This is a genomic window from Dyella silvae (assembly GCF_026421305.1).
Classification (GTDB): Bacteria; Pseudomonadota; Gammaproteobacteria; order Xanthomonadales; family Rhodanobacteraceae; genus Dyella; species Dyella silvae.
In genome coordinates this window covers 101,522-122,021 of sequence record NZ_JAPJBQ010000001.1, presented here as the reverse complement: position 1 = coordinate 122,021, position 20,500 = coordinate 101,522, and the positions used below count along the sequence as shown (strand labels likewise).

Below are 20,500 nucleotides of genomic sequence, written 5' to 3'. Positions count from 1 at the left end.
AAGAAAAAGAGGAACGGATGGCCAGGAAGGCGCACGAACGCACGACGCGCTCGCAGCGAAACACGTCAGTACACAGGCATGGCCATCAACGGCGGCACGCAACGTCGCATGCGCGCACGTGGAACGCAGACCGCGTCAGCGGTGGCGTATCAGATGGATTCGGGCGGGCGCAGCAGTCGCGCCGGGTCGTGCGGCCCTACATCGTAAGAGCCGGCTACAGGAGCCACGGAGGGCATCGGAGCCCACAGGTAAGCAACGTCGAACGGATGGAGAATGTCGTCCATGCCGTTGTTGCCAGTGTTGTCATCCAGCGAACAGTCGCCGCCGTGATCGGTTGCGGCGTCCGCCACGTCATCGGACATGACTTGGGTCGCCACTGCCTTGTCTTCGAACGAAGCTGCGGACGCCTGCACCGAACGCACCGGCGTGCCGACCAGCAAGAGCAGGCCGAACAGACACGCCAGGAAAACAGCGAACGGAGAGTGGCAACGACGCGAAGACATGCAGAGCAAACTATCGAAAGCCATCCTAAGTCGCAAGTGTTTGCGATGACTTTCAGGCGCTTCATTCCCAAAGGGGTCAGCTAGCGTTTAGCGCTGTAGCGCGTGTTTCGCCATAGGTTTTCTTTGCAGAAAGCAAAAACAGAAACGGCGGGCAAAGCCCGCCGTCTCTCCATCCTTGGGTGGAACTCCTTTGCGATAACCGTACCGGTGATGCTTAGAACGGGTAGTAGCGGAAGGACGTGAAGAACATGTTCTCCGTGGCCTTCGGCGTAGCAGCACCGTTGACGAGCACGCCGTTGACCAGACCCTGGCCCGCGAACGCTTCGCGCTTGGTGTACGAGTACTGCGCACCAAACTGCATCTTGCCGAACTTGCCCTGGTAGAACTTCCACCAGAAACCCGTGGTGCCCTGCCAGACGTTCTTGGTGTTGCCCACGCAAGCGGTCGAACCTTCGGTGTCGCAACCGCTGTTGTTGTAAGCCGGGTTGCCGTAACCGAGGGCCAGCGAGCCGTTCTTGCCGGCGTTGAAATCCTTCTTGGACTCCTGCTCGCGACCGCCGAACAGATAGACGTCCACATCGGAGTTGGCGTGCCAGGTCAGGCCCGTCAGCAGCATGTTTTCCTTAATCGGAGCCAGGTTGCCGTTCGGGCTGAACGTCACGTCCGGCATCTGGACGCTGCCGTAACGGCCGATGCCCTTGCCGGTCATACCCGAGAACTGCCAGTCGAGAGTCTTGTCGATAAGCGGCAGCACCATGCCGATACCAACGCCGCCGCCCCAGGCGTCGTGGTTCTCACCGGCGTAGCGGTTGTAGAACGAACGACCGAGGCCGAAGATTTCGTAGTGACCGAAACCCGGGTCAGCCGCGAACTTCACGATCACGTCAGGAATGTGGTTGAGCGACAGGGTGTTGACCGAGTCGTAACCCGAACCAGCACCAATGTTGTAGATCGAGTACGGACCCGTGGCCGGAATGGCGCCACCGGCGGCGACTGCCGGCACCGGCGCCTTAGCCTGGTTGCCGTTGAGGTAGAACGTGGTCTGCGGGTTCTCGATGGAGATACCCAGCCAGTACTTCTTGTCCCAATCCTTGACCAGGCGCAGCTGCGGCTGACGAGCCCAGGTGAAGCCCGGCACGTACTGGGCGTCGATCTGCGGCGGGGTCAGCTCGGTGCGGGGCAGCATGCCCTTGCTGTTGAGCGTGAGCAGCGACCAGTTCTGGCCAGCCAGCAGGTGCAGGCCCTGGTTGTCCCAATCGGCGGTCATGTAGACGTTGCGCATGCGCGGGTTGAACGAGTTGCTCTCGTTCTGGTTCGCGGTCTGGGCGCCGCCGAGGAAGTCCGCCTCGATGTAACCGGCCAGGTGCGTATTCGGGTCGACGTCACCCTGGGCAAGCAGCGACACGCGGCTCTGGCGAGCACTCAGGCGGAATTCGCTGGTGTGGCCCTGCGGCACGTTCTTGAACGGAATCGTGTTGAAGTTGCTGGCGATGTCCGAGCCCGTGTTGTGCGAGCGGTAGATCGATTCGGCAGCGAGGAAGCCGCCCAGCGTGATGTTCACGCCCTTGTAGGCAAGCTTGTCGGACGACTTCTTGACCTGTGCGTCGGTGGCAGCGACCTGCTTCTGCACGGTCTCGACGGCCTGGCCGGTGGAGACGTTGATGTCGGACTGCGCGTCCGTGCGCTGCTCGAGCTCGACGACCTTCGCCTGAAGGGCCTGCAACTGAGCCTTCAGCGCTTCGATCTCTGCGGCCTGGGTGGACTGGCTGGTGCCGGTCTTGGAGGTCGACTTCGCCGGCGCCGGATCGGCGACAACGTGGAAGCTGGTAACGCCCAAACCGGCAGCAATAGCCACCGCGAGCAACTTGGAACGCATGGTTTTTCTCCGCATGTAGGTAAGAACCACCTGAGCCGCCCCCTTTGATCCCCTATCGATCTCCGGCGGCTCAAGCACGATCGGAGCGCAGGATGGGCTCGCGCCTTTACCGTTATGTGCCTGTTATGTGACAGAACGGAGACAAGCAGCGGCACACATCCCCTCGGGCCATGTGAAATAGCCGTCGACAGGGCGGCTTGCGCCGGCTGATATGCTTAGTAAATGGATAACCTCTGCAACAGCATGGCCGGCCGCATGGCCGAGCGATTTCGTGGCTTTCTGCCGGTCATCGTGGACGTGGAAACCGGCGGTTTTGATGCCGAGCGCGATGCGTTACTGGAGATCGCCGCCGTCATCTTGCGCATGACGCCCGAGGGGTATCTGCAGCCGATGCCGGCTGTCTCGGCCCATGTGCAGCCCTTTCCAGGCGCCAACATCGATCCCCGTGCACTGGAAATCACCGGCATCGACCCTGACAACCCGCTGCGCGGCGCGCTGGACGAACGCCTGGCGCTGGATCACGTGTTCAAACCGGTACGTGACGCCATGCGTGACGCCGATTGCCAGCGGGCCGTTCTGGTGGGTCACAACGCGGCGTTCGATCTGGGATTTCTCAATGCTGCCGTGCGCCGCGTGGGACACAAGCGCAATCCATTTCATCCCTTCAGCTGCTTCGATACGGCCACGCTGAGCGGCCTCGCTTTTGGCCAGACCGTGCTGAGCAAGGCCGTGCAGGCGGCAGGCATTCCGTTTGATACGCGCGAGGCGCATTCGGCCATTTACGATGCCGAGCGCACGGCGGAGCTGTTCTGCACGATCGTCAATCGCTGGCGCACGCTCGAAATGTTCGAACGCGAACATATAGGCGTTGAGTCCATGTAAAGAGAATCAGGCGCCTGAACTCCGGCCTGGCCTGTTTTCTTAATCTCTTCTTTATCAATGTCATATGACAACACCCGGCGGATTGTCATATGGGTGAAACATTGAGCTCATTTCATTGCAACACGTGACGCATGAAATAACGGCGGGCGGGAATCCCCCGAGACCCTTATCGCTTAAGGAGCCACCGTGTTGACCTCAACCAAATACCTGTCCCGTATCGGCACCACCGCAGTGTTCGCTGCGGCTTCGCTGTTCGGCATGTCCGCGCACGCCACCGATATCACCGGTGCGGGCTCGAGCTTTGTCTACCCGGTGCTCTCCAAGTGGTCGGCCAACTACGCCGAAAAGACCGGCAACAAGCTCAACTACCAGTCCGTCGGTTCGGGCGCCGGTGTGGCCCAGATCAAGGAAGGCACCATCGACTTCGGCGCCACCGATGCTCCGGTGAAGGCTGAAGACCTCGCACAGTACGGTCTGGGTCAGTTCCCGGTCGTGGTGGGCGGCATCGTGCCGGTGGTCAACATCCCGGGTATCACGGCTGGCCAGATCAAGCTGGACGGCGCCACCCTCGCCGACATCTTCCTCGGCAAGATCACCATGTGGAACGACCCCAAGATCGCCGCGATGAACGCTGGCGTGAACCTGCCGGCCAAGAAGATCACCGTTGTGCATCGTTCGGATGGTTCGGGCACCTCGTTCAACTTCACCAACTACCTCTCCAAGGTCAGCCCGGATTGGGCATCCAAGGTGAAGTTCGGCACGGCCGTTGAGTGGCCGACCGGTGTGGGCGGCAAGGGCAACGAAGGCGTGTCGCAGTACGTGAAGCAGATCAACGGTTCGATCGGCTACGTCGAATACGCCTATGCCGTGAAGAACAAAATCAGCTGGGTGAACCTGAAGAACGCCGCTGGCCAGGTCGTCGCGCCGAGCGCCGAGGCCTTCGCCGCTGCCGCCGCTACCGCCGACTGGGGCAGCGCCAAGGACTTCAACGTGATCATGACCAATGCCTCGGGTGCGCAGGCATGGCCGATCACGGCGACCACCTGGGTGGTGATGTACAAGAAGCCGAAGAACGCCGAGCACACCAAGGTGGCGTTCGAGTTCTTCAAGTGGGCGCTCGAGAACGGCCAGAAGGACGCCGCCTCGCTCGACTACGTCGCCCTGCCGGACAGCCTGGTCAAGAAGATCGCGGCTTACTGGAGCACCGAGTACAAGCACTAAGCCGAGGAGTCTCGCTCGGTCATGCTACGGCAACCGACGAGCCCTACTCTGACCGCTTGACTGCATGACCACGGCCGCCCGACTAACCTCGGGCGGCCTGTCGTTGAAAGGCGCCGGGAAGCGGCGCATCGTCCACCGACCGGACAGGCCCTCGTGCCGGCCGGACCCAATGTTGAGGGAAGCACTCCACATGCAAGCGAATGTTGGCGCCGTCGCCTCCACCCTGGCACAGGAAGCGCGTGCGCATCGCGACGCAAGGCACGACCGGCTGTTCAGCTGGGTGCTCAAAGGTTGCGCCCTGCTCGTGTTGGCCTGTCTGCTTGGTGCCGCAGGCGCCACTCTGTGGGGCGGCCGCCATGCCTTCGGCACATTCGGCTGGCATTTCCTGGTCAGCGACACCTGGGATCCGAGTTCCGACACCTACGGCGCGCTCGTGCCGGTGTACGGCACCATCGCCACCTCGCTGATTGCCCTGCTGATCGCGGTGCCGGTGAGCTTTGGCATCGCACTCTACCTTTCCGAAGTGGCACCGCCATGGCTGCGCACGCCGGTGGCTTCGGCCATCGAACTGCTGGCCGGTATCCCTTCGATCATTTACGGCATGTGGGGCCTGTTTATTTTTGCGCCCTTCTTCGCCGACCACATCAAGCCCTGGCTGACCAACTATCTGGGCAACAAGCCGGATGACGGCAAGCTTTCCTGGGTGGCACAGCACGTTCCGTTCGTCGGCAAGCTGTTCGGCAGTGACTATCCGTTTGGCGCTAGCGTGCTTACCGCGGGCATGGTGCTGGCGGTGATGATCATCCCGTTCATCTCCTCGGTGATGCGCGAAGTGTTCCAAACCGTACCGTCGCGCCTGAAGGAGTCGGCCTATGCGCTCGGCTCCAGCACCTGGGAAGTGGTATGGGACATCGTGCTGCCCTACACCCGCTCGGCCGTGATTGGCGGCATTTTCCTGGGCCTGGGTCGCGCGCTGGGTGAAACCATGGCGGTGACCTTCGTGCTGGGCAATGCGATGACGCTGTCGGCATCCATTCTCGATCCGGGTGCTTCCATTGCATCCACCATCGCCAACCAGTTCAGCGAGGCCGCCGGCCTGCAGAAGTCGACGCTGATGGCATTGGCCTTCCTGCTGTTCGTGGTTACTTTCATCGTGCTGTTGATCGCACGCTGGATGCTGCGCCAGCTGGCTCATAAGGAGGGCCGCTGATGGCCAGCAGCAATTTCCTCTACACACACCGCCGCATCAAAAACATCGTGGCGCTGACGCTGAGCATGTGCGCTACGTTGGTTGGCCTGCTGTTCCTTGCCTGGATCTTGTGGGAAACGCTGCGCCAGGGCATCGGCGCGCTGCATCCGCAGCTGTTCACCAAGATCACCGCTTACGGCGAAGACGGCGGCCTGGCCAACGCCATGGTGGGCAGCCTCATCGTCAACCTGATCGGCATCCTTATCGCCACGCCGATCGGCGTGCTGGCCGGCACCTGGCTGGCCGAGTACGCGAACGGCACCCGGTTGGGCGAGTCGATTCGCTTCCTCAACGACATTCTGCTGTCGGCGCCATCGATCGTGCTGGGTCTGTTCGTGTACACCATCATCGTGCTGCCGACCACGGCGCTCACCAGCGGCTCGACCACCTTCTCCGGCTGGGCCGGCGGTCTGGCGCTGGCGCTGATCGCACTGCCGGTAATCGTTCGCACGTCGGACGAAATGCTGCGCCTGGTGCCCTCCACCCTGCGCGAGGCCGCGCTATCGCTCGGTATTCCGCAGTGGAAGCTGACCCTGCAGATTCTCGTCCGTGCCGCACGCTCGGGCATCATCACCGGTGTGTTGCTGGCTTTGGCGCGCATCAGCGGTGAAACCGCCCCGCTGCTGTTCACGTCCTTCGGCAACAACTACATGACCTTCAACCCGTCGGACAAGATGTCCAGCCTGCCCCAGGTGATCTATCAGTACGCCAACGATCCGGGTGACGCGATGCACGCCATCGCCTGGGCCGGCGCGTTCGTGCTCACCATGTTCGTGCTGCTGCTGAGTCTTGCTTCCCGTCTGGTCCTTTCACGCAATAAGGTGTCCCATGACTGAGTCCGCCGCCGCCGGCATCCACCCGCAGTCCGCGGCTACGTCGGCCCCTATCGCGCCCACCAAGCTGAAGGTGCGCGACCTGCACTTCTACTACGACGGTTTCCATGCGCTGAAAGGCATCAACATGGATATTCCGGAGAAGAAGGTTACGGCCATCATCGGCCCCTCCGGTTGTGGCAAGTCCACCTTGCTGCGCATTTTCAACCGCATCTACGCGATCTATCCCAAGCTGGAAGCCAAGGGCGAGATCGTTCTGGATGACGAGAACATTCTCGATGCCAGCTATTCCATGAACCGACTGCGCAGCAAGGTCGGCATGGTGTTCCAGAAGCCGGTGCCGTTTCCGATGACCATTTTCGAAAACGTTGCCTACGGCATTCGTCACCACGAGAAGCTGTCGCGCGCCGATATGGATATCCGTGTGGAGCAGGCGCTGCGCAGCGCCGCCCTGTGGGACGAGGTGAAGGACAAGCTCAAGCAGAGCGCGCTGGGCCTCTCCGGCGGTCAGCAGCAGCGTCTGTGTATCGCCCGCGGCATCGCGCTCAAGCCGGAAGTGCTGCTGCTGGACGAACCCACCTCGGCGCTGGACCCGATCGCCACCGGCCGCATCGAGCAGCTGGTCGAAGAGCTCAAGAGCCAGTACACCATCGTCATCGTCACCCACAACATGCAACAGGCGGCCCGTTGTTCGGACCTCACGGCTTTCATGTACCTGGGCGAGCTGATCGAGTTCGACCGTACCGAGCAGATCTTCACCAAGCCGAGCAAGAAGCAGACCGAGGATTACATTACCGGTCGTTTCGGTTAAAACACGACGTCACTCCCTCTCCCTTCCGGAGAGAGGGCTGGGGTGAGGGGCCACGCCGCCTCACCCTCCACTGATAGGGACTCCCCCATGAGCGGCAGCAGCAAAGAACACATCATCAAGAGCTACGACGACGAGCTGACACGCCTCACCGGCGAGATCGTTCGCATGGGCGAGCTTGCGGTGAGCCAGTTGGAATCGGCCATCGATGTCATCGACCGCCGCGATGAGCGCGCCGCGCAACACGTGGTCAACAACGACGACGCCATCGATCAGCTCGAGCAGGAAATCAGCCACGACGTGGTGCGTCTGCTGGCCCTGCGCGCACCCATCGCCGGCGATCTTCGCAACGTGTTCGCCGCGCTGCGCATCGCCGCCGATATCGAGCGCATCGGCGACTACGCCGCCAACGTGGCCAAGCGCTCCATCCCGCTGTCGATGGTCGCTCCCATCGCTCCGACCAAAGGCCTGGGCTATCTCGCCGAGCTGGCTGCGCAGGAAGTGCGTGACGTGCTGATCGCCTATCGCGACCGCGATGCCGAGCGCGCCTATCAGGTGTGGAAGGACGACGCCGAGCTGGACGAAGCCTATACCGGTTACTTCCGCCAGCTGCTCACCTACATGATGGAAGATCCGCGCAACATCACGCCGTGCACGCATCTGCTGTTCATGGCCAAGAACATCGAGCGCATCGGCGACCACGCCACCAACATCGCCGAAAGCATTTGGTATCAGGTCAACGGCGAACCGCTCAACGCCCAGCGTGCCAAGCGCGACTTCACGTCCAATCCTGAGTTGACCAAGCTGGGCAACAAGGACGACTGAGCGCCGTAAGCATCGAAACAAAAAAAAGCCCCGGACATGGATCCGGGGCTTTTTTTGTTTTTGAGCCGGCGATCAGGTCTGACCGCTGGTGAGCTTCAGACCGACGATGCCAGCCAGCACCAGACCCACACAGGCCAAACGCAATGGCGAGGCCGAGTCACCGAACAGCACCATGCCGAGAATAACGGCACCCACTGCACCAATGCCGGTCCAGATCGCATAAGCAGTACCGATTGGCAATGTCTTCACCGCCATCGCGAGCAGGATGATGCTGACCGTCATGGCGGACACGGTAATAGCACTGGGCCACAGGCGGCTGAAGCCTTCGGTGTATTTGAGCCCGATGGCCCAGATCACTTCGAACAGGCCGGCAAGAGCAAGATAAATCCAGGGCATGATGTGCTCCTCTGGATGAAGCGCAGGGCCGTCCCTGCGATAACACATGCTTGCGGAGTCGTCCCCGCAGACTGGCCCCATTGCGGGACCAGTCGCTCCATTTTACACAAGCCGCCTGAATTCCTTATTCAGGAAGCGATCTTGTCGCCCAGCTCACGTGCTTCGCGCCGCGCGCGCGCCGAATGCATGATGCCGTACACGCCGATGACGACCCACGCGACCTGCATCAGGAAGGCCGGCCAATTCATGGCCGTGCCGAACACCAGTGACAGGATCACGCCCAGAGCACCGAGCACGTTCATCAACTGATAGACAAGCCCGTTGCCATGCAGTTTGTGAGCCTGTAGCAGCAGGAACGCCAGCAGCACTAGTACCACGCCGATGTAACCCGCCCAGTCGTGCCATAAGAAGGTCATCGCTTTTCACTCCTTTGACGCAGTGCTTCAAACAGGACGACGCCGGTAGCCACCGATACATTGAGGCTTTCCATAGTGCCCGGCATGGGAATCTTTGCTACGAAGTCGCAGGTCTCGCGCGTGAGGCGGCGCATGCCCTCGCCTTCGCTGCCGAGTACCAATGCGACAGGTCCCTTCATGTCGATGCTGTAAATGCTTGTGTCGGTATCTCCGGCGAGACCCGTGATCCAAACACCGGCATCCTTGAGCGTTCGCAGGGCGCGCGCAAGATTGGTAGCCGCGATCAATGGCACACGATCGGCGCCACCAGCAGACGCACGACGCACCACGGGCGTCAGGCCCACTGCGCGATCCTTCGGCACGATCACGGCCGTCGCACGGGCTGCCGCTGCGCTGCGCAGACAGGCACCCAGGTTGTGCGGATCGGTCACGCCATCCAGCACCAGCACCAAAGCATCCTGTCCTGCCGCTTCCACCAGACCCAAGATATCGTTTTCGTTGCCCATCGGCGGCGCCTCATACAGCGCCACCACACCCTGATGCCGGGCTTCACCGGCCAGCTTGTCGAGCTGCTCGCGTGGGCGATGGTGTACTGGAATGTTCAACGCTTTGGCCCGCGTTGCCAGCTCCTGTACACGCGCGTTGCGCTGACCCTGCTCCACCAGTACTTCGCGCACGCGCGACGCATCGTTGGTCAGCGCACCCTCGACCGGGTTGATTCCGACAATCCAGCTCTCACTCATCGTTTGCCTTTCTTCTTGCCTGCGTTGCGGGCTTTGGTTACCGCGTCCTTGGCCGCCTTCAACTTGCCCTTGGCGGCCGACTTGACCTTGCCGAACACACCCTGGCTGCTGGTCGGCTTGCCCTCTGCCGTCTTGCGCGACGACACCGGTTGCGCATTATCGCGCGGCGCGGGGCGCGGCGTCCCCCTGCCCGGCGGCAGCGAGTAGCGTTCGCCGGCTGCGGCATAGTCGTAGCGCCGCTCGGTACGCGGTGGCGGTACCGTCGCTTTCTCCTTGCGGGGCGACACCAGCCGGAAATCGATCTTTCGATCCTCCAGACTGGCGCGCAGTACCTGGATGCGCACGTGATCGCCAAGGCGGAACTGCATGCCCGACCGCTCGCCCTTCAGCAGGTGGCGTACCGGATCGAAGTGGTAGTAGTCGTTGGAAAGCTGGCTGATATGCACCAGACCCGACACCTTCGATTCGTCCAGTTCGACAAACAGGCCGAACGAGGTGACGCCGGTGACAGTACCGTCGAATTCGCTGCCCACGTGCTTGGACATCCATGCACACTTGAAGCGCTCGTCCACATCGCGCTCGGCTTCTTCGGCGCGGCGCTCGCGCTGCGAGCAATGCACGGCCATGGCTGCCATTTCACCCGGGCTGTAGCTATAGCCGGAGGGCTTGCCACCGGCGATGGCATAGCGAATCGCGCGGTGGACCAGCAGATCCGGATACCGCCGAATGGGCGAGGTGAAATGGGCGTAAGCCTCCAGCGCCAGGCCAAAGTGGCCGCGATTGTCAGGCTGATAGGCTGCCATGCTCTGCGAGCGCAGCAATACGGACTGGATCAGCTCACGCTCAGGGCGATCCTGCACCAGGCGCAGCACATCGGCATAATCGCCGGGCGTTACTTCCTCCACCGGTGGCATGCGCAGTTTGAACTCGCGCAAAAACTGCTGCAGATCTTCGTACTTCTCCGCCGGCGGCGGCTCGTGCGCGCGGAACAAGGCGGGAATCTTTTTCTTGTCGAGGAACAACGCCGCCTGCACGTTGGCGGCGATCATGCATTCCTCGATCAGCTTGTGCGCATCGTTGCGCTCCGTGGCGCTTGCTTGCTCGACCTCGCCTCGCTGATCGAGACGGAACTTCACTTCCGGTGTTTCGAAATCAATGGCACCACGTCGTTTGCGCTGCGCAGCCATCAGCTTGTAGAGGCCGTGCAGGTGCTCGATCTGCGGCATGACGTCGGCCAGTTCGTGGCGTGCATCCGCATCATTGAGGCCGATGGCCTGCCACACACGATCGTAAGTAAGCCGGGCGTGCGAGCGCATCACCGCGTCGTAGAACTTCGAGCGGGTGACTTCGCCTTCGGTATTGACGTGCATGTCGCACACCATGCACAGGCGTTCGACCTTGGGATTGAGCGAGCAGATGCCGTTGGAGAGCGTCTCCGGCAGCATCGGCACCACGAAGCCCGGGAAATAAGTGGAGGTGCTGCGCTCGTAGGCTTCCTTGTCCAGCGCTGAGCCGACCTTGACGTAATGGGAGACATCGGCAATGGCCACCACAAGCCGGTAACCGCCGCCTCGCTTGGGCTCGGCGTAAACCGCATCGTCGAAGTCGCGCGCATCGGCGCCATCGATGGTGACCAACGGCAGCGAGCGCAGATCCACCCTGCCCTCGCGTTCGGCCGCGGTCACCTGCGGTTCGACCTGAGCCGCGTCGCGCGTTACTGCATCGGGCCAATCGTGCGGCAGGTCGTGGCTGGCAATGGCCATCTCGACCAACAAAGACGGCTGCAGGCGCTCACCCAGTACGGCGCGGATCGCACCCATCGGACCACGATGCGGCGTCGGCGGATCGGTGATCTCGGCCACGACGATCTGACCGGAGCGCGCACCCATATCCTGCCCGGGCACGATCATCACATCCTGGTGCAGACGGCGATCGTCGGGCGCGACCAGCGTCACGCCGTTCTCGATGACCACCCGCCCCACCAGACGCGGCGAACGGCGCTGAAGCACCTCCACAATGGCGCCCTGCCGGCGGCCGCGCCGGTCGAGACCGACCACGCTGCCCAGCACGCGATCGCCATGCAGCACGCTGCGCATCTGTTGTGGCGAGAGGTACAGATCCTCGCTGCCGTCATCCGGCCGCAGAAACCCGTAGCCCTCGGCGTTAGCCAGCACCACGCCCTGGAGCAGATCCAGCTTGCTGGCCGGCGCATAACCGCCCCGGCGGCCCAGCAACAACTGACCATCGCGCACCATGGCACCGAGGCGCTTGCGCAGGGCGTTGAGTTCGTATTCGTCGAGAAGCGAAAGCGCCTCGGCGATGCGCGCCTCGGTCAGCAGTTCGCCGCGTTGTTCGAGCAACGCGAGGATGGCCTCACGGCTGGGGATGGGGCGCTCATACCGCTGCGCCTCGCGCTCGGCCTGCGGGTCACTGACGACACCCACCTGGCGGCGCGACGGATCGACCGCCGAGCGCTTAATACGGCCAGCGCCTTTCTTCGGCGCCTGCGGGCCGTGCTTGGCCTCCTGCTTGCCGTTGCGCGGTTCTTTTTTTCTGGTCACATCCTTGCCTTTATTTGGTTTTCTGAGGGCGTGGGAGCGCGGGTGAGGCGTTCCAATGAAAAATCAGTGAAAGAATAGTTGACAACTCACCGGCACATGCCTAATCTACGCGGCTCACGCAGACCACTTAGCGAAGCGTGACACCTGCCCAGGTGGCGGAATTGGTAGACGCACTAGTTTCAGGTACTAGCGGGTAAAACCGTGGAGGTTCGAGTCCTCTCCTGGGCACCAATTATAGAAGAAGCCCGCAGCGATGCGGGCTTTTTCGTTTCTGGAGATCGGGTTTTCGAGCTGCGTTTCCGCAGCTCATGCTCAGATCGTCAGGCGCAGCGCAGCCAAGCCGCCTGCCAACGAATACACCTCTCGCATCCCCCTGGCGCGCAACTGACGCGCCGCATGCGCACTACGGCGACCGCTGGCGCACACCAGCAACTGCCTCCCCGCGGTCAGTTCGCAAGAGCGAGCCATGACCTGTGCGGAAGGAATCCATCGCGCAACCGTTACCGGCATCGGCTCCAGGGCGATCTCATCTGCATCGCGCAAATCCACGATGGTGAAACCCTGGGCCATGGCGTCTTCCAATCGCCCGAACGCGAGATCGATCCCTGCCTCATCTTCTGCCTCAGACAACGCGCGACGCGCTACCTCGACGCAGCCACCGTGAAGAGCACAGCCCTGGGCGGAATCGATCGGCAGATGCTGGATAGTGAAATCGAGCAGATTCACCAATACCAATGATGATCCGCTCGGCTGCGGCAACCCCAGCAGCACTTTCAACGCCTCCGTCGCCTGCATTGCGCCGAGCACGCCCGGCACGGGACCCAGCACGCCCGATTGCGCGCAACTGCCCACAGCATGCGGCGCCGGCTCATCCGGCCACAGGCAGCGCAGGCAAGGCTGACCGGGCTGTGCCGACACAAACTGAAGCTGCCCTTCGTACTGGTAGATGCTGGCGAGTATCAGCGGCGTACCGCTGACCACCGCTGCGTCGCTGCTCAGATAGCGGCTACGCATGTCGTCGGTGCACTCCACCACCAGATCGAACTGACCGAACACGTCGACCGCATTCGCAACGTCCAGCGGCTCCGTCCACGTCTGCACGGTAACGGTGGGATTGAGCTCAGCGACGCGCCGAGCCGCCAGATCCACCTTAAGCTCACCGATGTCGCGGGCGTGGTACATCGTCTGCCGATGCAGATTGCTGGCATCGAGGCGATCGCCGTCGACCAAGCCGAGCGTTCCCACCCCTGCTCCCGCCAGATAGCTGATGACGGGACACCCCAGGCCACCCGCACCAATTACCAGGACCCGTGCGGCCGCCAGTTTCGCCTGCCCCGCCTCGCCCACTTCGCGCAGCCGCACCTGTCGTGAGTAATCCGGAACGAAGGCTTCCGCATGGGTGTGGTGCGCGTGCCCATGATGGTGATGCCGCTCGTGTTCGTGCTCGCGATACACGTGCGTGCAGGCAACCCAGTCGGATTCACCGGTAACGTAGTGCTCCTTCTTCCAGATCGGCAGCCGGTGTTTGATTTCGTCGATGATGTAGCGGCAGGCACGAAACGCTTCGTCGCGATGCGGGGCGGACGCACCGACCCACACGGCCATGTCACCAATCTTCAGATCACCCGTGCGATGCAGGCAGCACGCATCGGTGACGCCATAACGCTCGATCGCCTCGGCAACGATGCGCTCGCCTTCCGCCATCGCAAGATCGGCATAAGCCTCATAGGAGAGCCCGTCGACCTCCTGCCCCTCATTGCTGTTGCGCACCCAGCCCTCGAAGGCGCAGAAGCCACCACTTGCAGGATGCCGCAGCGCATCGCGCAGCTGCGCCGAATCCACGGCCTCGCTGGAAAGACGAAAACGCATCAGCCACCTGCCACCGGCGGAATGAAAACAATCGTGTCGCCATCGCGTAGCGGGCGATCCCAGGCGCTGAACTGAGCGTTGACGGCAACCTTCAGCGCTTCAGCCGTCAGCGAGAAGCCGCGACGTACGCGTAATTCTTCATACAGTTCCTGCAGGGACGCGGCCGTTGTCGTCACCTGCTCGCTGCTGGTGCCGGCTTGCTCGCGCAGCTGTGCGTAATACTGCAAATTCACCACGGTCATGCCAGCGACTCCAACCGATGTTGCATGGCTTCTCTTTCTTCGGGTGTGTTGACGTTATCCAGCGCCTCGCCGGGCGCTGGCAGCAAAACGGTGCGGGATTGAATCAATGTCTTTCGCGGACAATAACTGCCTGCGTCATACCGTTGCTTCAGCAGCGCATGGGTAGATGGCTCCCAGATAGCGCACAGCGGCTCGGGCAGGCCATCGTGGCGGCTGGTAAAAGCCGTGGCATCGACGCCGGCGTCGCGTGCCGCAATTAACGAGCGCAGCGTATCGGCACCGAGCAAGGGAAGATCGCAGGCGAGCACCAACCAGGCGGCTTCGGGGTAACGCTCCTGTGCGGAGAGGATGCCGGCAGCAGGGCCGATCGCGTCGTAGCTATCCACGATCTGCGGTAAGCCTGCGCGTAAGGTGTCGTCGCGCTGACTCTCGCGCACCGAAAGGAAGCAGCGTTCGGTCACTGCCTCCAGTAGATGCCACGCACGCAACAGTTGCGGCTCCCCGCGATAAGCGAGCGCCGCCTTGTCCTGCCGCATGCGCTGGCTGGCGCCACCGCTAAGCAACAGGCCATAAAGTGGCGGACGTGATGCGTTCATGCCTGCTCCTGCGCACCAAAATCGTGCTTGCCGCCGGTCTTCTTCACCAGGCGGATCTCGGCAATCACGATGTCATGCGACATCGCCTTGCACATGTCATAGATGGTCAGTGCCGCGATGGAAGCGCCCGTCAGCGCTTCCATCTCCACGCCCGTGCTGCCACGGCAGGACACGGTGCAGTCGATCAACGCATCGTCGCCGTCCATGTGGATGGCGATATCGCATCGGTCGATGCTGAGCGGATGGCACAGCGGAATCAGCTGCGGCGTCGCCTTGGCACCCATCACGCCGGCAATCTGCGCCACGGTAAGCACGGCGCCCTTCGGCGTGACATAGCCGGCAGCGTGCAACGTCTGGGCAACGTCGTGCGGAAAAGTCACCCGCGCCCGCGCCTGCGCGGTGCGATGCGTGACCGGCTTGGCGCCAACATCGACCATGCGCGGCTGCTGCGCCTCGTCGACGTGGGACAGCGTGGCAGACGTGACGGTCACGGCGTGCTCCGAATGAATGGTGTCGGCATTTACGATTATCTTCCCGGTGGGCAGCACAGACATTAAGAAACTGTCTAGAGGAAACCCTCTAACCGCCGATGTAATGCATCTCGATCTTGTGGCTGGGTTTGCTATGGCGCTCCGCGCGTTCTTCGCTGTAGCGGTCGTTGCGGCGCAGCCAGACATCACGGAGCAACCGGGTCAGTTCGTCGTCGCTGGCTCCCTGACGCAACGGATGGCGCAGGTCGGTGCCGTGATCGGCGAACAGGCAGGTGTAAAGCATGCCCTCCGAGGACAACCGGGCTCGCGAGCAGCCGCCGCAGAACGGCTGGCTGATCGAGGAAATCATGCCAATCTCGCCGGCACCATCCTCGAAGCGATACCGCGTGGCCACCTCACCGGGGTATTTGGGCGGCACGGCTCGCAGCGGCCAGCGATCATGAATCCGCTGCACCAACTCCTGCGATGGCACCACTGCCTCCCGGCGCCAGTCATTGCGGTTACCAACGTCCATATATTCGATGAAACGCACCACGATACCGGTGCCGCGAAAGCGCTCCACCAGATCGGTGACGGTGTGTTCGTTGACGCCGCGCTGCACGACGGTGTTGAGCTTCACGCCATTAGGGAAGCCGGCGGCCTGCGCCGCTTCAACGCCAGCCAGTACATCGTCCAGCGCGCCACGCCCGCCACTCATGCGATGGAACAACGCGGGGTCGAGCGTATCCAGGCTGATGGTGACGCGATCCAGGCCGGCCTCGCGCAGTTCGGTGGCGTGCCGTGCCAGCAATACGCCGTTGGTGGTGAGCGCCAGATCGGTGATGCCATTCAGTCGACGCAGCCGCGCCACCAGTTCGGCCAACTGCGGGCGCAGCAAAGGCTCGCCGCCGGTCAGACGCAGCTTGCTCACTCCCAGCGAAGCGGCCAGGCGGCACAAGCGCTCGATTTCGTCAAAGCTCAACCGCTCGTCGTTGCGCAGAAAGGTGAAGTGCTCGCCGTAGGTGGCCTCGGGCATGCAGTAGGGGCAGCGAAAGTTGCAGCGATCCATCACCGAGATGCGCAGGTCGTGCAGCGGCCGGCCTCGCTGGTCGCGGGGCAGCGCCTCGGTCAGTTCGGAAACGGCATCGATTGCACTCATGTCACCACCGGTAGAACGCTACAACGGTACCCGCCGCCGCGCGGCTCTCGCCGGGTGGCAACTGCACCACCCCCTGCGTACGCGGCAGGGTAGAAAAATCACCCGAGGTGCGTGAAGGAACCGGATAGGCGATGAACCGGCCCTGCGGATCGGTCTGGACATGGGCGGGTACGAAACAGGTCAACATGGTGCTGGTATCTACGGCGGCGTCCAAGCAGGCAAATTCCGGCGGTGATGTCGGGATACCCAGGGATAACCGTAGGGCTTGCCTTACGTATCGGCTGGCGCAAACCAAGGCAGACAGAGGGTTACCCGGCAAGGCGAACACGGCCTGCCGGCGCGAACCCATGCCAAACCACATGGGTTTGCCGGGCTTCTGGGCGATGCGGTGGAAAACGCGGCGCACACCCAGCGCATCAAGCGCCCCTGGCACGAAATCACGCTGCCCCATCGAGACGCCACCGGAGAGCACCAGCACGTCATGCCTTTCCAGCAGCTGGGCCAGCTTATCCTGGGTCAGGGACGCGTCGTCGGGGATATGTTCCATCGTCACGCGGTCGAAGCCATCCAGACGCAATGCGGTGGCAATGGCCATGTCGTTGGAGCGGCGGATTTGCCCCTCCCCGAGCGCGGCCTCGACGTCCACCAACTCATCGCCGGTCGAGACGATGGCGATCGATGGAATGCACGCGACTTCGACGGCCGCGACACCGTTTGCCGCGAGCAACGCTGCCTCTGGCGGACCAATGCGCGTACCAGGGGCCAGCAATTTCGCCCCTGCGAGGCAGTCCGAGCCACGCGGATGAATGAATTGTCCCCGGGCGGGCTGATAGCCGTCGACCAGCTGATAGTGCGAACCGTCGCGACGAAGCTGCTCTACCGGAACGACGCAATCACAGCCGGCCGGCAGCATGGCGCCCGTGGTTACTTCGATGCAGGTGTCGCCGGCTTGCAGCGCCTGCCTGACCATGCCGGCCACTTGCGTACCGGCGAAGGCAAACTCTCGGGGCAGCGGCTCGCTCCAGCGCAACGCAATGCCGTCCATCATCACGCGGTCAAATGGCGGATGATCGTGCTCGGCCTGCACTACCTGGCGCAAAACGCGGCCCGCCGCTTGCTCCAGGGGAATCCGCTCACTGCCAAAGGATGGCATGTGTTCGGCTATCAGGGCTTCGGCCTGGGCAACGCTGATCAGCTCGGTCATGGACATGACTAGTGGGGTGGATACCGATAGACGGGGTGCTGCCGACCATCATGGTCACGGTAGTGCCTGCTCGCAACCACGAAAGGGGTTTGCGTCAGGGGCCTAATGCCACAGCCTTGACTTGAGCCCAAACCTCGCCGCCCGGCTCAAGCCCCAGCGCGTGCCACGACCGCCGCGTGATGCGTGCAAGCAGCGTGCAGCCTCCGGCATCGAGCTGCACCAGACATTGCGAGGGATGATCCGCATCAGCCATGGCAACGATGCGGCACGGGATCTGGTTCAGCGCGCTGCTCCCCTCCTGGGGCGCATGGGTCAGCACCACATCGCGTGCGCCGATGCGACAGCGCAAGGTCTGCCCCACCACCTCGTGACGGTAGGGCAGCCACAGGTGGCCTCCGGCAAAGGCAAGCCCGATCAGCTGGTCGTGGGCGTCATAACCGACCACCTCGCCTTCAATCACCGCGCCCACCGCCTCCCCCAGCGCCGGCGGCAGATCGAGGCGGGTCAGCGTGGCTTGCAGCGGTCCCTGCGCCACGACATGGCCCGCCTCCATCAGCACCAGATGATCGGCCAGCCGCGACACTTCATCGACGTTGTGGCTTACGTAGATCATGGGTACCTGCAGCGTGGCGTGCAGATCTTCCAGGCAGCCGAGGAGGTCCGATCGTGCCGTTCCATCAAGCGCCGACAACGGTTCGTCAAACAGCAATAACGCGGGATCCGATAGCAGCGCCCGCGCCATGGATACCCGCTGGCGCTCGCCGCCTGAGAGCCCGCTGACGCGCCGCTTCAACAGGGGCCGCACGCCGAAGCGATCAATCAGCCCTTCGCGATCGAGATGTGCCGGTCTGCCCGCACGCCGATAGCCATAATCGAGATTACCTTCCACCGTGTGATGGCTGAACAGGCTGGCTTCCTGAAACACGTAGCCCAGTTTCCGCCGGTGCGGCGGCACGAATACGCGGCTTGCGCTGTCCTGCCACATCTGGTGACCAAACGAGACGCGCCCCTCCGCTCGTTCCAGGCCTGCGATGGCGCGCAGGCAGCTGGTTTTGCCTGCACCAGAGGGCCCGAACAAGGCGGTGATACCGCGCGGCGGCAAGGCAATATCGATATCCAGCGCGAGATCTCCTCGCCGCCAGGAAAGCCGGGCATCCAGACCGTGCAGCGCCTCAGTCACGCGGATACCTGCGAGTGCGTAACAACGACATCGCCAACAGCGCGGTGAACGACACCACCAGCAGGCACAACGACAACACGTTCGCCTGGTGATATTCGCCCGCCTGCACGTGATCGTAGATACGCATCGACAGCACGCGCGTCTGCCCCGGGATGTTGCCGCCGATCATGAGCACCACGCCAAACTCACCCACGGTGTGTGCGAAACCCAGCACGGTGGCGGTCAGGATGCCAGGCAACGCCAGCGGAAGCGCTACCGTGAGAAAGCGGTCCAACGGACCGGCACCCAGGCATGAAGCCACTTCCATCGGCCGGTTGCCGATGGCTTCGAAAGCGTTGTTGAGCGGCTGCACCACGAACGGCAACGAATACAGCATCGAGGCCACCATCAGACCCTTGAAGGTGAACGGCAGCGCCGACAAACCCAGTGCAGCGATAAGCCGTCCAACGGCGCCATCAGGGCCCAATAACATCAGCAGATAGAAACCCAGCACGGTCGGCGGCAACACCAGCGGCAATGCCACCACCGCCGCTACCGGGCGCCGCCAGCGAGAATGCGTGTGCGCCAGCCACCACGCCAACGGCGTGCCGAGCAAAAGCAGCAGCGCGGTGACCGTTGTGGCCAGCCGCAACGTCAGCCCGAGTGCTTGCAGATCCTGGTCGGACAGCAGCGTCATGTTCGTCGCTTAGGGCACCGTGTTGTCAGGCAGGCTGAATCCGAAACGGCTCAAAATCGCCCTTGCCTGTGCGCCCTGCACATAATGCGAAAAGTCCTGCGCCAGCGCGTTTTGAGCACCACGCTGGGTCACCACGAAACTCTGGCGCAACGGTTCATACAACGCCTGCGGTACGGGTACGTAACTACCCTTACCGGGGGAGGCGAGCACCAGCGACTCGGCAACCAGGCCGACCTGGGCATTGCCGCTCTGTGTGAACTGCGCCGTCTGCGCAATGTTGTCTCCGAATACGAGCCGGTCCTGCACTTTGTCCCATACGCCCGCTTTGCGCAGCGCCTGCTCGGCACGCTTGCCATACGGCGCGTGCTGCGGATTGGCGATGGCAATGCGGCCGAAGCGCGGCTGGGCAAGGTCGGCGACCTGCACGTTGGTCATGTCGAGGCTGGCGCTCCACAGCACGAGATGACCGAGCGCGTAAGGCACCGGCGTTCCACCCGCCTTGCCATGTGCCACCAGCTGCTGCGGGTAGTCGCTGTCGGCGGAAAAAAACAGCTCGAATGGCGCGCCTTGCTCTATTTGGGTCAGCAGATTGCCGGAGGAACCGTAGACCACCTCGATGCGGCTGCCTGGATGGTCATGCCGATAGGCCTCGACGACCTGGTCCATGGCGTGGTGCAGGTCGGCGGCCGCTGCGACGGTGATGTGATCATCGGCCGCCGAAGCCATCGACCAGGGCACGAGTGCGACGCCGAGCAACAACAGTCCACGCCATATCCCACGGTTCATTCGGC

The 20,500-nt window shown here is 62.7% G+C and carries 20 protein-coding genes, 1 tRNA gene and 2 pseudogenes; 7 read left to right on the top strand and 16 right to left on the bottom strand.

The window, feature by feature from the left end; all coding sequences use genetic code 11:
• Nucleotides 1–149: 149 nt before the first annotated feature.
• Nucleotides 150–503 carry a hypothetical protein gene (locus OQE56_RS00565; protein WP_267220523.1) on the bottom strand — a complete coding sequence of 118 codons (354 nt, stop codon included), beginning with the start codon at nucleotides 501–503 and terminating at the stop codon, nucleotides 150–152.
• Between the two features lie 214 nt (nucleotides 504–717).
• Nucleotides 718–2,379 carry a coiled-coil domain-containing protein gene (locus OQE56_RS00560; RefSeq protein ID WP_267220522.1) on the bottom strand — a complete coding sequence of 554 codons (1,662 nt, stop codon included), beginning with the start codon at nucleotides 2,377–2,379 and terminating at the stop codon, nucleotides 718–720.
• Between the two features lie 222 nt (nucleotides 2,380–2,601).
• On the opposite strand from OQE56_RS00560, the gene rnt reads away from it, so the two are divergent.
• The 6 genes from rnt (at nucleotide 2,602) to phoU (ending at nucleotide 8,197) form a co-directional block, all read left to right on the top strand.
• Entirely contained in the window at nucleotides 2,602–3,261 is a 660-nt protein-coding gene (rnt, locus tag OQE56_RS00555) for a ribonuclease T (RefSeq protein ID WP_267220520.1), read from the top strand.
• A 189-nt stretch (nucleotides 3,262–3,450) separates the two neighbouring features.
• Complete coding sequence (gene pstS / locus OQE56_RS00550) at nucleotides 3,451–4,482, top strand: phosphate ABC transporter substrate-binding protein PstS (RefSeq protein ID WP_425601591.1); 1,032 nt, start codon at nucleotides 3,451–3,453, stop codon at nucleotides 4,480–4,482.
• A gap of 190 nt (nucleotides 4,483–4,672) precedes the next feature.
• On the top strand, nucleotides 4,673–5,692 hold the full coding sequence (gene pstC / locus OQE56_RS00545; protein WP_267220516.1) for a phosphate ABC transporter permease subunit PstC: 1,020 nt from the start codon (nucleotides 4,673–4,675) through the stop codon (nucleotides 5,690–5,692).
• Nucleotides 5,692–6,567 carry a phosphate ABC transporter permease PstA gene (gene pstA, locus OQE56_RS00540; protein WP_267220514.1) on the top strand — a complete coding sequence of 292 codons (876 nt, stop codon included), beginning with the start codon at nucleotides 5,692–5,694 and terminating at the stop codon, nucleotides 6,565–6,567. Before pstC ends, pstA begins: the two co-directional genes overlap by 1 nt.
• Nucleotides 6,560–7,375 carry a phosphate ABC transporter ATP-binding protein PstB gene (pstB, locus tag OQE56_RS00535; protein ID WP_267220512.1) on the top strand — a complete coding sequence of 272 codons (816 nt, stop codon included), beginning with the start codon at nucleotides 6,560–6,562 and terminating at the stop codon, nucleotides 7,373–7,375. Before pstA ends, pstB begins: the two co-directional genes overlap by 8 nt.
• 87 nt (nucleotides 7,376–7,462) lie before the next feature.
• Nucleotides 7,463–8,197, top strand: a complete 735-nt coding sequence (gene phoU, locus OQE56_RS00530; RefSeq protein WP_267220510.1) for a phosphate signaling complex protein PhoU — start codon at nucleotides 7,463–7,465, stop codon at nucleotides 8,195–8,197.
• A 72-nt stretch (nucleotides 8,198–8,269) separates the two neighbouring features.
• Here the strand turns inward: phoU and sugE are convergent, their stop codons facing one another.
• From sugE to rnr, 4 genes are all read right to left on the bottom strand, one after another.
• Nucleotides 8,270–8,593, bottom strand: a complete 324-nt coding sequence (gene sugE / locus OQE56_RS00525; protein WP_267220509.1) for a quaternary ammonium compound efflux SMR transporter SugE — start codon at nucleotides 8,591–8,593, stop codon at nucleotides 8,270–8,272.
• A gap of 128 nt (nucleotides 8,594–8,721) precedes the next feature.
• Nucleotides 8,722–9,009, bottom strand: coding sequence for a CBU_0592 family membrane protein (locus OQE56_RS00520; protein ID WP_267220507.1), 288 nt, complete (start codon nucleotides 9,007–9,009; stop codon nucleotides 8,722–8,724).
• Complete coding sequence (gene rlmB / locus OQE56_RS00515) at nucleotides 9,006–9,752, bottom strand: 23S rRNA (guanosine(2251)-2'-O)-methyltransferase RlmB (protein ID WP_267220505.1); 747 nt, start codon at nucleotides 9,750–9,752, stop codon at nucleotides 9,006–9,008. The genes OQE56_RS00520 and rlmB overlap by 4 nt, the downstream gene beginning before the upstream one ends.
• Nucleotides 9,749–12,313 (bottom strand): ribonuclease R, encoded by a 2,565-nt coding sequence (gene rnr / locus OQE56_RS00510; protein WP_267220504.1) that lies wholly within the window; start codon nucleotides 12,311–12,313, stop codon nucleotides 9,749–9,751. Before rnr ends, rlmB begins: the two co-directional genes overlap by 4 nt.
• A gap of 146 nt (nucleotides 12,314–12,459) precedes the next feature.
• Here rnr and OQE56_RS00505 point away from each other — a divergent pair.
• A tRNA-Leu gene (locus tag OQE56_RS00505) sits at nucleotides 12,460–12,544 on the top strand.
• Between the two features lie 81 nt (nucleotides 12,545–12,625).
• Here the strand turns inward: OQE56_RS00505 and OQE56_RS00500 are convergent.
• The 10 genes and pseudogenes from OQE56_RS00500 to modA all read right to left on the bottom strand — a co-directional run.
• Nucleotides 12,626–13,675 (bottom strand): annotated as a pseudogene (locus tag OQE56_RS00500) (ThiF family adenylyltransferase); the annotation flags it as partial.
• A 105-nt stretch (nucleotides 13,676–13,780) separates the two neighbouring features.
• Nucleotides 13,781–14,182: pseudogene (locus tag OQE56_RS20110) on the bottom strand (molybdenum cofactor biosynthesis protein MoaE); the annotation flags it as partial.
• Complete coding sequence (locus tag OQE56_RS00490) at nucleotides 14,182–14,424, bottom strand: MoaD/ThiS family protein (RefSeq protein WP_267220503.1); 243 nt, start codon at nucleotides 14,422–14,424, stop codon at nucleotides 14,182–14,184. The gene OQE56_RS00490 and the pseudogene OQE56_RS20110, both read right to left, overlap by 1 nt.
• Complete coding sequence (locus tag OQE56_RS00485; RefSeq protein ID WP_267220501.1) at nucleotides 14,421–15,020, bottom strand: NTP transferase domain-containing protein; 600 nt, start codon at nucleotides 15,018–15,020, stop codon at nucleotides 14,421–14,423. Before OQE56_RS00485 ends, OQE56_RS00490 begins: the two co-directional genes overlap by 4 nt.
• Nucleotides 15,017–15,511, bottom strand: coding sequence for a cyclic pyranopterin monophosphate synthase MoaC (gene moaC / locus OQE56_RS00480; RefSeq protein ID WP_267220499.1), 495 nt, complete (start codon nucleotides 15,509–15,511; stop codon nucleotides 15,017–15,019). Before moaC ends, OQE56_RS00485 begins: the two co-directional genes overlap by 4 nt.
• A gap of 88 nt (nucleotides 15,512–15,599) precedes the next feature.
• On the bottom strand, nucleotides 15,600–16,649 hold the full coding sequence (moaA, locus tag OQE56_RS00475) for a GTP 3',8-cyclase MoaA (RefSeq protein ID WP_267220497.1): 1,050 nt from the start codon (nucleotides 16,647–16,649) through the stop codon (nucleotides 15,600–15,602).
• A 1-nt stretch (nucleotide 16,650) separates the two neighbouring features.
• Entirely contained in the window at nucleotides 16,651–17,853 is a 1,203-nt protein-coding gene (locus OQE56_RS00470; protein WP_267220495.1) for a molybdopterin molybdotransferase MoeA, read from the bottom strand.
• 94 nt (nucleotides 17,854–17,947) lie between these two features.
• Nucleotides 17,948–19,033 (bottom strand): molybdenum ABC transporter ATP-binding protein, encoded by a 1,086-nt coding sequence (gene modC, locus OQE56_RS00465; protein WP_267220494.1) that lies wholly within the window; start codon nucleotides 19,031–19,033, stop codon nucleotides 17,948–17,950.
• The gene (gene modB / locus OQE56_RS00460) at nucleotides 19,026–19,709 is read right to left on the bottom strand and encodes a molybdate ABC transporter permease subunit (RefSeq protein ID WP_267220493.1); all 684 of its coding nucleotides are present in this window, start codon (nucleotides 19,707–19,709) and stop codon (nucleotides 19,026–19,028) included. Before modB ends, modC begins: the two co-directional genes overlap by 8 nt.
• Nucleotides 19,710–19,718: 9 nt before the next feature.
• Nucleotides 19,719–20,495 (bottom strand): molybdate ABC transporter substrate-binding protein, encoded by a 777-nt coding sequence (gene modA / locus OQE56_RS00455; RefSeq protein WP_267220492.1) that lies wholly within the window; start codon nucleotides 20,493–20,495, stop codon nucleotides 19,719–19,721.
• Between the last annotated feature and the right edge of the window lie 5 nt (nucleotides 20,496–20,500).